This window comes from Sphaerimonospora sp. CA-214678, assembly GCF_050942215.1.
Lineage (GTDB): Bacteria > Actinomycetota > Actinomycetes > Streptosporangiales > Streptosporangiaceae > Sphaerimonospora.
The window spans coordinates 87,744-98,600 of the sequence record NZ_CP192057.1 but is presented as its reverse complement, the minus strand read 5'-3'; the positions used below and the strand labels follow the sequence as shown (position 1 = coordinate 98,600).

Annotated in this window: 10 protein-coding genes and 2 CRISPR repeat arrays; of the genes, 3 read left to right on the top strand and 7 right to left on the bottom strand. The window is 69.0% G+C overall.

Annotation, left to right across the window (positions count from 1 at the left end; translation table 11 throughout):
* Nucleotides 1–59: 59 nt before the first annotated feature.
* From ACQP1K_RS29125 to ACQP1K_RS29110, 4 genes are all read right to left on the bottom strand, one after another.
* Complete coding sequence (locus tag ACQP1K_RS29125; protein ID WP_433501702.1) at nucleotides 60–707, bottom strand: SAF domain-containing protein; 648 nt, start codon at nucleotides 705–707, stop codon at nucleotides 60–62.
* Between the two features lie 66 nt (nucleotides 708–773).
* Nucleotides 774–1,550, bottom strand: a complete 777-nt coding sequence (locus tag ACQP1K_RS29120) for a hypothetical protein (RefSeq protein WP_433501701.1) — start codon at nucleotides 1,548–1,550, stop codon at nucleotides 774–776.
* Nucleotides 1,538–2,080, bottom strand: coding sequence for a hypothetical protein (locus tag ACQP1K_RS29115; protein WP_433501700.1), 543 nt, complete (start codon nucleotides 2,078–2,080; stop codon nucleotides 1,538–1,540). The genes ACQP1K_RS29120 and ACQP1K_RS29115 overlap by 13 nt, the downstream gene beginning before the upstream one ends.
* A 621-nt stretch (nucleotides 2,081–2,701) precedes the next feature.
* Entirely contained in the window at nucleotides 2,702–3,472 is a 771-nt protein-coding gene (locus ACQP1K_RS29110; RefSeq protein WP_433501699.1) for a GntR family transcriptional regulator, read from the bottom strand.
* Nucleotides 3,473–4,121: 649 nt separating this feature from the next.
* Here ACQP1K_RS29110 and ACQP1K_RS29105 point away from each other — a divergent pair.
* From ACQP1K_RS29105 to ACQP1K_RS29095, 3 genes are all read left to right on the top strand, one after another.
* On the top strand, nucleotides 4,122–4,376 hold the full coding sequence (locus tag ACQP1K_RS29105; protein ID WP_433501698.1) for a hypothetical protein: 255 nt from the start codon (nucleotides 4,122–4,124) through the stop codon (nucleotides 4,374–4,376).
* Between the two features lie 32 nt (nucleotides 4,377–4,408).
* Nucleotides 4,409–4,657, top strand: coding sequence for a hypothetical protein (locus ACQP1K_RS29100; protein ID WP_433501697.1), 249 nt, complete (start codon nucleotides 4,409–4,411; stop codon nucleotides 4,655–4,657).
* 121 nt (nucleotides 4,658–4,778) lie between these two features.
* A complete protein-coding gene (locus ACQP1K_RS29095; RefSeq protein WP_433501696.1) occupies nucleotides 4,779–6,806 on the top strand; it encodes a toprim domain-containing protein in 2,028 nt (675 codons plus the stop codon).
* Nucleotides 6,807–6,911: 105 nt separating this feature from the next.
* Nucleotides 6,912–7,245: direct repeats of the CRISPR family, unit length 29 nt; unit sequence GTCCTCCCCACGCCCGTGGGGGTGAGCCG.
* 92 nt (nucleotides 7,246–7,337) lie between these two features.
* Nucleotides 7,338–8,160: a CRISPR direct-repeat array (repeat unit 29 nt; unit sequence GTCCTCCCCACGCCCGTGGGGGTGAGCCG).
* 21 nt (nucleotides 8,161–8,181) lie between these two features.
* Here the strand turns inward: ACQP1K_RS29095 and ACQP1K_RS29090 are convergent.
* From ACQP1K_RS29090 to ACQP1K_RS29080, 3 genes are all read right to left on the bottom strand, one after another.
* Nucleotides 8,182–9,069 carry a glycosyltransferase family 2 protein gene (locus tag ACQP1K_RS29090; protein WP_433501695.1) on the bottom strand — a complete coding sequence of 296 codons (888 nt, stop codon included), beginning with the start codon at nucleotides 9,067–9,069 and terminating at the stop codon, nucleotides 8,182–8,184.
* Nucleotides 9,070–9,279: 210 nt separating this feature from the next.
* The gene (locus ACQP1K_RS29085; RefSeq protein WP_433501694.1) at nucleotides 9,280–10,446 is read right to left on the bottom strand and encodes a DegT/DnrJ/EryC1/StrS family aminotransferase; all 1,167 of its coding nucleotides are present in this window, start codon (nucleotides 10,444–10,446) and stop codon (nucleotides 9,280–9,282) included.
* Nucleotides 10,443–10,835, bottom strand: coding sequence for a hypothetical protein (locus tag ACQP1K_RS29080; RefSeq protein WP_433501693.1), 393 nt, complete (start codon nucleotides 10,833–10,835; stop codon nucleotides 10,443–10,445). The genes ACQP1K_RS29085 and ACQP1K_RS29080 overlap by 4 nt, the downstream gene beginning before the upstream one ends.
* Nucleotides 10,836–10,857 lie beyond the last annotated feature (22 nt).

Genomic DNA, 10,857 nt, shown 5'->3' with positions numbered 1-10,857 from the left:
CCGGCCGCCGGGTCGGCGGGAGCCGTACGGGCAGCGGCGGCAACGTGAGGTAGTGCCTGTCACGCGGCGTCCCCCCGAGAGGTGAGGATGAGGGCGATGCGGCCGCGCATGGCCTCCCGCGCGATCAGGCCGCCCACCCCGGGTCCGACCAGGAGATCGACGACCCTCGTCCCCTCGGGGTCGGCCTCACTCACCTGGTCCACGGTCGCGGGGATGTCCTTCGTCGCGGTGCCGGCCGTCGCCTGGCCTGGATCGGTCGGTTCGGCGGCGACCAGGACGTGGTCTCCGGCGCGCAGGCCACGCGCCGGGAGCTGGCCGGGTTTGAGCGCGAGCGGCACCAGCTGCTGGCCGGGCCCGGGCGTCATCGCATCGGTGGTGTGGCCGTCCGCGAGGAGCGTGCCGGTCATGAGGTCGACGGCGGCGACCCGGCCGACCATCTCGGAGAGCCGCCCGGCCGGGACGGTGGCGACCATCGGATCAGCGGCGATCCGCACCGCGGCGAGATCGTCCTGGCCGATCACCTGTCCGATGGGCACATCCCGGGCGACCACCACCACCGAGCTGCGTTCGTCGAGTTGGGCGTAGGCGTACTGCCCGGCCAGCACGCCCAGGCCGATGAAGACCACGACGAGCAGGAACATCGCCGGGCGGCGCCGGCGAGGCAGGGCAGGCGCCTTGACCGTCTCATGCGTACGGGTGCGGACCATCGGGGAAGCTCCTCGAGTGATGCGGTTGCCGGGATGATCTGACCCGAGTCATCGGGTCACCAGGGGTCATTCGGCCACCAGGGCCTGGGCCTCGGCCACGGGCAGCGGAAAGGAGGTCGTCCGGCTGATCGGGGCGAGGGTGCCTCCCGCTCCCCCGGAGCCCCGCCATGTCGCGCCCCACACGACGGTGACCGACACCTGGTAGACGCCGCCGGTCCGGCCGGCCGACGACCGCTCATAGAGATAGGTGCAGCCGCTCTGTTGATCCTTCGGCGGGCGATGCGGGTCATAGGCGCTGCCGGGGCCCTGGCAGACGACGTCGGGGAGCCCGGCGCCCGGCGAGATGACGAGCCGCTGTGGCGACGCGACGACCTCGGCCCAGGCATCGCCGGCCTGCACGCGCTTGGCCATCGGTCTCCACTGGCCATCGCCGTACAGCCAGAACCACTGCGGCACGCCGACCATGGCCGGTCGGCCTCGCGGCGGCGCGGTCCGTACCTGCGGCAGCGGCAGGACCAGTTCCCGTACGGCTTGGGCCGCCAGCATCTGCGGCGTCACCGCCGGCTGGTTGTCTCCCGGCCGGACCAACCCGCAGTAGAAACGGTCTGGCTGGGACCCGTCGAGCGACGGCGAGCAATCGGGGTCGGGTTCCTCGCTCGATTTCGGGGACGCCGCCGGTCGCATACGGCCGGGGTCGGCTGGCGTGCTCGGGCTGCTCTTGGCCCATATTTCCCAGCCCGTCGGAAGGGAGACGGCTCCGTTGCCGTGGTCGGGTCCCGGACGCACCGCGGTCACGGGTGTGACGATCGCCGCCGCCACAAGCAGGGCGGTCAGCGCGTGCACTTCGTTCCCAACGCCTTTTTCTGCGCGAGACGCCACCGCCCGTCGGCTCTCCTGTGCAGCACGGCCTCGACAGCGAGGTACGGGCTGCTGAGGGTGCCGGGAATGAGCTTATGAGTGCGGGAGTCGGCTTCCCCGGACTTGGAAGCGTCCATGCAGTCGAGAAGCGTGGCCTTGTCGCCCTTCACCGTGACCTTCTGGACGTGCACGACAACCTTTCCCCACCCCTGGCGGTGCATGGCCTGGTATCGCTTGATGCCCGCGACCGCGCCCTCGACCTGGTCCTCGGTCTCGTACTGACTGAGCAGCTTCCGGGCCTCCTCGAGTGGCAGGGTGACCGCCCGATTCGATGCCGGCCAATAAGCGGTATAGGCCGCGATGACGGCCTCCTCCGCGGTAGTGGCTCGCGGGGACGGGACGTCCAGCGCGGGCTTGCCACTGGGCGACACGGCCGGCGTCGCCGTACGGCGCGCGCCCTGTGAAGCGGCGCATCCTGAGACGGTGACCACCAGAGCCAGCAGGCAAGCGCCCATTATGCGAGCCACATCAACACTTTCTGTAGTTACTCGATTTCGGAACGTAGGGTAAAAGGGATTGGTCGGTTTCGACAAGGGCAAACCCCGGTTGGCGACCAAGTTTCATTCAGCCCCCCGGCCTTAGGTCCGAGACTGAGCGAGTTAATGGACACGCTGAAGGGTCACGAGGACCCATTGCTCACCCTGTGACTGAACGGCAGCCGGTCATGGCGCCGCGGCTTTTCACCTTGTTCGGATGCCGGGCTTGGGCAGGGTGGCGGAGGCACGACGATCGAGCTGGGATGCGCCGAGTAGGAGCACCATCTGCATTGCTGACAAGTGGCTCAGTCGGCTGCTCAGGCTCCCTGCTCACAGAAAATCCCGACCGTCAGATGGCGGTATCCCTGCGACGCCGCAGCCCTAGACCATTTGCGATTTCGAGCGGATCCGACAAAAGGCTGCCACTATCCAGCGCGGATTCAAACCTGGGGTTCCAGAAAGTGATTTACGAGTCCGCTGGGCATCCGCAGAGCGGCTCGGCTACACCCGGCCGACCGGCGAATCTACGGACATCGGGAGATGCCACCTGGCTGCAACCGAGCCGCCGGCCGACATAGCGCCGACGACCCCTGCGGCGATCTACTCCCTCTGGCCCATCCGGGCCGAGTACTCCAGAAGATACAGATCGGCCGGCAGCACGATGTCGGCCGTCTCGACCACCCGGGTCCGCGACTCATAGGTCCGCTCGATCGTCAGCATGACCGACCCTTGCGGGTGGGCGAGCTTCGCGCACTCCTCAGCGGTCCCCAGCCTGGCGCCGACGGTCTCTCTCCAGTCGACGACGGGGTGGCCGATGGCGAGCATCCGCTCGACCACGCCCCGTCCCGCGTGCGGGCCTTCCTCCGGCATGACTATCGGCGTGCCGCGGGTGAGGTCGAGCGGCTCCCAGCTCGTGGAGAGCATGACCGGCTGCTCGTCGGCATAGAAGACATAGTCCGTACGGAGCACGTCGGGGGTATCCCCCTCCGGCTCGGGCAGGCCCAGGCGTTCCCTGATGGTGGCGGGCGCCTGCGTGGTGCGCGAGGTGTAATCCCACGCGGCCCGGCGGCCTTGGGCCTCCATCTCGGCGGCGACGGGACTGCCAGAACGACTGCCGCGGTTCCATGCGCGTACGAGGCGTTGGAGCTGGGGCCGGGCTTTCACATAGGTTCCGGAGCCCGGTTTGGCCACCGCCAAGCCCTCGGAGATCAGGACGCGGGCGGCCTGCTTGGCGACCGCATCGGACACGCCGAACTCTCGCATGATCTCCGGACGGGACGGCAGGCGTGCGCCCGGGGGCAGTTCGCCGGTGCTGATCTGCTGCCGGAAGTGTTCGACGATGCGCAGCCATAGCGGGCGGTCGAGATCCACCGGAACAGGTTGACAGGCTGTGTCCTCAGCCTGCAAGCTGTGGTCACCATAGGTGAGGCGGTGTCACCAACTTAGGCGGTATCCCTGATGTACAGACGAACCCTGCCAGGCCTTCCCGAGGCGGCCGACACAGTGCGCTCGTGGGCACGCAGCACGGCGAGGAGGTTTCATCCGGGTCTTGCCGATGGATGTGAGCACGTGGTGTCCCGTCTCGTCTCGAACGCCGTGCCCCGCACTCCCGAGGGAGTGATCGCGGTAACGATCATTCCCGCCCGTGACGGGCTCCGCGTGGAGGTCCGCGACCCCGGCGAACCCGTGACAGGCGGAGAGCAGGACGGCTGGTCTGAGGTGTCCGCTCTCACGGACTCATGTGGCTGTAGCCGTACCCGAGACGGGCATGTGACGTGGGCCGAGCTGAGGGGAACCGCAGGAGCTTTCTGATCTGGGCGATCGACTGAACTGCCGCCTGCCGACTTGTCAGGCGCATCGAAGCTGCCCCGCTGGCGCAGTTGGCCGCGACCGGCGGGGCTCGGGCGGCCCCCACGTCTGAGGGGGCACCGGGGCCGCCCACCGAATCCAAAGAACAGAAACGGGCCCGCCGGCGACGCCACGCCGACGGGCCCACCGATCAGGAAATGAGGTCCTGACCTTGAGCAACCATCGCACACATTCCGCCCTCGGGGAGAACGGACCATCCCTTCAAGAACTCATCGACGCGTATGGCGACGACTGGATGGTCCGCGGTGACACGCGGCCGTCGGCCACCCGGAGGCGTCAGGTCCCCCTGGACGTGCTCGGCAAGACCGATCTGGCAATGACGGTCTACGCGACCAATCTCACCGACCTGGCCGTACAGCTCGAGGAACAGACCCGGCTCGCCACCGAGCACCTGGGGGAAGCGTGATTCCGGAGCCCTATCACGGCATTCACGCCCCCATGACACAGCCCGGCGCGGTGACGGTCCGGTGGCTGAAGCCGCAGCCACGCTGCCCTCGGATCAGGGTGAAAGAGCACACGTGCGAATGCCGGGCGCGGATCTACGAGCTGTGCCAAGCTGGCGGCCTCTTCTTCATCCGGCGGACCGACCGGGGCCGGAACGGCCAGAAGGTGATGGAAACCGAGTGGCTCCCCTCCGCCCGGATGCGGGAACTCTGGCACAAGATCATCACCGGCCACGCCGCCTGAACACGCTCAGTTAACCCAGTCAGGCCAGCAGCCCGCGCGGGAACACTGCAATCATGCACCGGCAGACATGCGCCGACCGGTGTCACAGGCGATGCAACCTGGGCAGCGAAGCGTCGAGGACGTGGTTCACGAGGTTCGAGACGCCGAACATCCCCAAGAAGCCGAACGCCCTGACGCCGCTCTGCTGGACGCGGCCGCACGGGAGTCCTCCCTGCTGCGCAGCGGTCAGGACTGGGCGGAATGGCTCGACCTCGCCTCGCGCCATCGCGGGTACGGCTTCGCCGCCCTCATGCTCATCCGGGCGGCCCGGCCGGACGCCACGATGCTGGCCGGATACGAATCGTGGCGGCGGCTCGGCCGTCAGGTGGCCAAGGGCGAGCGCGGGATCCGCATCATCCAGCCGAATTCGGCACGTCCGACGACCGTGTTCGACATCGCGCAAACCACCGGCCGCCCAGTCCCTGATGAAGCGGCGCCAGCTGCACTCGAGCCCGCAGCTGCCCTGACAGCACTCTCTGCCTTCGCCGAGCGGATTGGCTTTCCCGTCGTGCGGTCGCCGTACGACGGGGTGGCCGTGACCGTGCTGCAGAACGAGCATGGGAGCCGCTTCATCCGCATCGCCGACGACGTGCACGATGCCGCTGCCGTCGCCGCTCTGGCCCACGAGCTCGGGCACGTCCTGCTGAAACACCCAGCCGGAGCCCCAGCCGTCACCTCGCCCGACTGCCGGGGCATGTGGAAGATGGAGGCCGACTCGGTCGCCTACCTGGTCCTTCAGCGACTCGGCATAGCCCCTTCGAGGATCGTTTTTCCGAACGTGTCCAGCTGGGCAGGATCCGATCCCCGAGATCCCCGCTTCGCCACGATCCGCATGGTCGGCGACCGCATCCTCCTGAGCGCGGCGCTACTCACCTCCCATCTGCAGGGCACGTCACCGTCAGCGGCGCAAGCCGTACAGCAGGGCCGGACACAGAGTGCACGGACGGAGCCGAGCGACGCGCGAACCCCCACGGCCGGGTGGCCAGGGCTGCCGCGGGGGGAGGGCCAGGACGTCTACCGTGAGGCCGAACCGTTCTTCGCCGGACAGTTGGGCCGCGGGTGGCCCCTGCCGTACCTCCGCTCGCGTGGGATCGACGCGGCGACGGCCAGGGCGTGGCGGATCGGGTACGCGCCGAGCGGCCGGAGGGGACTGGTCGCGCAGCTACGCCGCCATGGATATGAAGACGCGGTGATCGAGGCGTCCGGCCTGGCCAGGCGTCGCGGCTCCCGCCTGGTGGATGCCTTCCAGGATCGGATCGTACTGACGCTGCGGACGGAGAATGGCGACATCGCGGGATTCATCGCGCGCCACTCCCCCAAGGGCCGGGGTCCGAAGTACCTGGCCAACCGAGGGTCGGCGAAGGGAAGCGTGCTGTACGGCCTGGCCGAGAACCGTCGGCTTCTCGCCGCAGGTGCTCGTCCGGTCATCGTCGAGGGTCCGTTCGACGCCATCGCGGTCACCCTGGCCGGGGGCGGACGGTACGTGGGCGTGGCGACCTGCGGGACGGCCCTCACCACCATGCAAGTCGCCGCCCTCTCGCGGGTCGCCGACCTGGACGCCGGGGTCGTGGTCACCTTCGACGGCGACTCAGCAGGGGTACGCGGCGCCGCCAGAACTTTCGACCTGCTGCCCGACGTGGAAGCCGTACGCCTCCCTGAGGGGAAGGACCCCTCGGCGATCCTCACCCAGAACGGCCCGGTGGCCCTCGCTCGACTGCTGGAGGGCGAGCGGGTCCCGCTCGCGGATGTCGTGGTCGACGCCGAACTCGACCGGTTCCCACGCCTACGGTTTCCCGAAGACCGGATGCGGGCCATGCAGGCCGTCGCGCCGATCGTCGCCGGCCTGCCGTCGGGCCAGATCGCCCGTCAGGTCGTCCGTACGGCGACCCGCCTGAACCTCGATGTGATGGTGGTCAACGAGACCGTCGTCACCGCTATCGAGCAGACGCCCTCGACCCCATCACACCGCCCAGAAGCAACCCCGAATTCCGCCGCCGTGGCACACCTGGACGCTCCCGCCCCACCCCCGGAAGGAACCCGTCCAGAGTCCGCGCCGAAGCGTCCGTCGTCACCTTCCCGATCACCAGCCCGCCACCGCCGAAGGCCTTGACGGCACAGGATGGCTATAGTCGATCAGGTGTATAAGCTCGGCTGGCCGTCAGATGCCTCGCACCAAAAAGTACAAGTGAGATTGTGAACCTGCAGGTCGGGAAGTGTCCTCCCCACGCCCGTGGGGGTGAGCCGCCTGCCTATCTCTCGTTACGCCTGCTCACCTAGTCCTCCCCACGCCCGTGGGGGTGAGCCGAAACCCTACTCCGCGCCCTCCACGCTGTCCACGTCCTCCCCACGCCCGTGGGGGTGAGCCGGGAGAGGACGGGGTTCGATTCCCTGGGGGGGCGTCCTCCCCACGCCCGTGGGGGTGAGCCGTTCAACGCCGATGCGATGATCCGCACGAGCCTGTCCTCCCCACGCCCGTGGGGGTGAGCCTCCCATTAGTCAACCTCGTAGTATTCGATTCGTGTCCTCCCCACGCCCGTGGGGGTGAGCCGTACGGTTGGCGATGCCGCTGGACGCGGCCCACGTCCTCCCCACGCCCGTGGGGTGAGCCAGCTCGCCTTCGGCGTGTCCGGCCACCACACCGAGTCCTCCCCACGCCCGTGGGGGTGAGCCGTCGTCGGTGGTCATCTCTTCGGGGTCGGTCCGGTCCTCCCCACGCCCGTGGGGGTGAGCCGCCCGCCCGGTGGAGGGTCGGCAGCCAGCGGGCGTCCTCCCCACGCCCGTGGGGGTGAGCCGCGGGCGTTCGCGGTCTCTCGCGGAGACGGCACGTCCTCCCCACGCCCGTGGGGGTGAGCCGAACAGGGGGGCCGGATCTGGCAGCACGGCGATGTCCTCCCCACGCCCGTGGGGGTGAGCCGCTGGTCCACTCGCTGACGGTGGCGAACCGGGCGTCCTCCCCACGCCCGTGGGGGTGAGCCGGTGGCATCCTCGCCGATGGATTCCGTCATGCTGTCCTCCCCACGCCCGTGGGGGTGAGCCTGTTCGCCCTGGTCAGCCGGTAAATGTGAACGAGTCCTCCCCACGCCCGTGGGGGTGAGCCGTCATAGTTATTGCCATGGCCGATCGTGACCTGGTCCTCCCCACGCCCGTGGGGGTAAGCCGACGCCGCCCGGGATGCTGTTCACGGTGCAGCGGTCCTCCCCACGCCCGTGGGGGTGAGCCTGTGTTCGAGGCCGCAGCGCAGTACAGCCTGCCGTCCTCCCCACGCCCGTGGGGGTGAGCCGGTGTCGAAATAGGTTCGGATGTACCAGTCGGCGTCCTCCCCACGCCCGTGGGGGTGAGCCGGTGTCGAAATAGGTTCGGATGTACCAGTCGGCGTCCTCCCCACGCCCGTGGGGGTGAGCCGCCGCTCGAGGTGGGCCGGCCGGAGTGGCTGCGGTCCTCCCCACGCCCGTGGGGGTGATTCTCACCGGTTGGCACTTGGTGAATCAGATGATCGGGGGTCGGCCTGCGCGGGTCAGTCTCAGCACGGTGGTCCAGGTCATCGGCCGTCGCTGTCCGTGGCCGCCCTTGATGCCTTCCCATAGGCCGGCGAACCAGACGCCGAGGTTTGCGCGGGACCGGATCCGGATGATGCTGAGCAGGGTCCAGGTCGCCAGGTAGATGGGGATCAGGGGCGCGGGTAGCCGTCGGTAGGCGAGCCAGACGCGGTTGCGGGCGACGAGGCGGTAGTACTGCGCGTGCCGGGCGGGGTCGGTGGCGGGGTGGTGGATGACGATCTCGGGGGCGTACCAGCCTGTATGTCCGAGGTCCCATAGCCGCCAGCTCAGGTCGATGCCTTCGTGGAAGAGGAAGAAGTGGCCCGGCCAGCCGCCGGCCTGCTCGTAGTCGGCGCGGCGGATGAGGACGACGCCTTCGGCCATGACGGTGATGGTGCCGGGCCGGGTGGCGTCGTCGGCACGCAGCCGCGGGACCCAGCGGCGCATGGTGATGCCGGTGTCGGGGTCGGCGATGCGGGGTTGGATGTAGGCGGCTTCGGGGTGGCGGCGGGCTTCGGCGACGAGCCGGGCGAGCGTGTCGGGCGTGGGGAGGATGGCGTCGTTGTCGAAGAAGAAGATGAACTCGCCGCATCCCGGGCCGGCCAGTGCGTCCGCGCCGATGTTGCGGCCCTGGGGAATGCCCGTGTTTTCGGGCAGCGTCACGGTGTGCACGCCGTCGGGGACGTGGTCGGGCTCGACTCCGTTACCCACGATGACCACACGTAGATCGACATCTTGCTGGGCGAGGAGGGACGCCATCGCCTGCCTGAACGCCTCGAAACGGTCGTTCATGGTGAGGACCACCACGTCGATGGTGGGCTTCGGGCTGGTCATCATGTCCCCCGGAAGTGATGCGACAGCTCGGTTGCATGGGAGGAGTGCCACCCGCTGGGGAAGCCTCGAGGCGGGCATGGTGGTCCTTCCGATCACCCTAACGACGCACGGCCGGCACGTCGGCGTGAACGCGAGGGACGTGGTGCTTTCTCTGATGCGCAGAGCCGTACGTCCTGGCGTGCTGGAGCGGTCGTCTCTGTTTCTGTGCTCCGCTCATGGACGGCGGTTCCACAGAGCGTGAACGGCGCTGACGACCCGTTCCGTCTCGTGTGCGGTCATGGCGGGGTAGCAGGGCAGGGAGAGCTGGCGGGCCGCGGCCGTTTCGGTGTTCGGCAGCGGATGCGTGCCGGCACCGCGGTAGATGCGCATCATATGCTCGGGTTTGAAGTGTCTGCTCGTCCCGATCGCATATTCGGTCCGGAGGTGTTCGGCGACCTGGTCGCGCGTGAACGGCGCGCTGTCGGGGTCGATGAAGATCGAGTAGAGGAACCAGCCGTGTTCGACGCCGGGCAGCACGGTCGGCGTAGCCAGGCCGGGCAGGTCGGCCAGGGCCCGGGTGTAGGTGGCGGCGATTTCGGCGCGGCGGGCGGTGAAGGCGGGCAGTTTGCGGAACTGCTGGACGCCGATGGCCGCAGTGATGTCGGGCATCACATACTTCAGCCCGGGCGCGATCACTTCATAGTCGGCGGTGCTGCGGCTGCCGTGCCGCTGCCATACGGAGGAGTCGATGCCGTGCCGGCCCAGTAGGCGGGCGCGCTGGACCAGGTCGCCGCGGCCGGCAAGCATGCCGCCTTCGCCGGTGGTCATCACCTTGTTCGCGTAAAAGCTGAAGGTGGCGAGGTCGCCGACGCTGCCGGCCCGCCTCCCGTCGCGGCCGGCGTACAGGGCGTGGGCGGCGTCCTCGATCAGCAGGAGCCCGTGGTCGTCGGCGAGTTTGCGGAACGCGAGCAGGTCGCAGGGGTGTCCGCCGTAGTGCATGACCACGATGGCCTTCGTACGGTCGGTGATCGCGTCTTCGGCTGCCTTCGGGTCGATGTTGAAGGTGACGGGTTCGACGTCGACGAAGACGGGGCGGGCTCCGATCTGCAGGAGCGCGTTCGGTGCCGCGCAGAAGGTCAGGGCCGGGGTGATGACCTCGTCGCCGTCGCCGATGCCGGCGGCGAGGAAGGCCAGGTGGAGGGCTGCGGTGCAGGAGGAAACGGCGAAGGCGTCGGCGACGCCGAGGGCATCCCGTACGGCCTGCTCGAATCTGGTGGCCTTCGGGCCATGGGTGAGCCAGCCGGAGCGGAGGGTGTCGGTGACCTCGGCGATCTCCTCGACTCCGATGGAGGGGCGGTTCCAGGGCAGGAACGGCGGCTGCGTCTCAACCGACTGGTTCACTGGGTGCTCCAATCGGCGGCGGCGTACTCGGCGTGCAGGCGCTCGCACGCAAGTGAGCGGACCGCGGTGATGCGTCCGGCGTTGCGGGAGGCCGTCAGGCCGCGGAAGTTGTCGTACTCGGGCAGGTCTGGGTCGCCCAGTTCTTTGGCGTCCATCGCGTCGGCGATCTCGCGTACTCCCTGGGAGAGGCGGGTGGTGCAGGCGTCGGGGAACGCGGTCGCGAGCCGGGCGAAGGACGTCCGGTAGTCGCGCGCGTCCGCCTCGTCCCGCTCCGGGCCACGGTCGATCCGCGAGTTGGGCACTGCGGCCCGCACGGTCTCGGTGTAGTCCGTGCCGCTGCCGGCGAGCATCAGGCGGACCTGCTGTTCACCCCAGGCCTTGGCGTACACGCTGGTGACTCCTCCGCGCCCT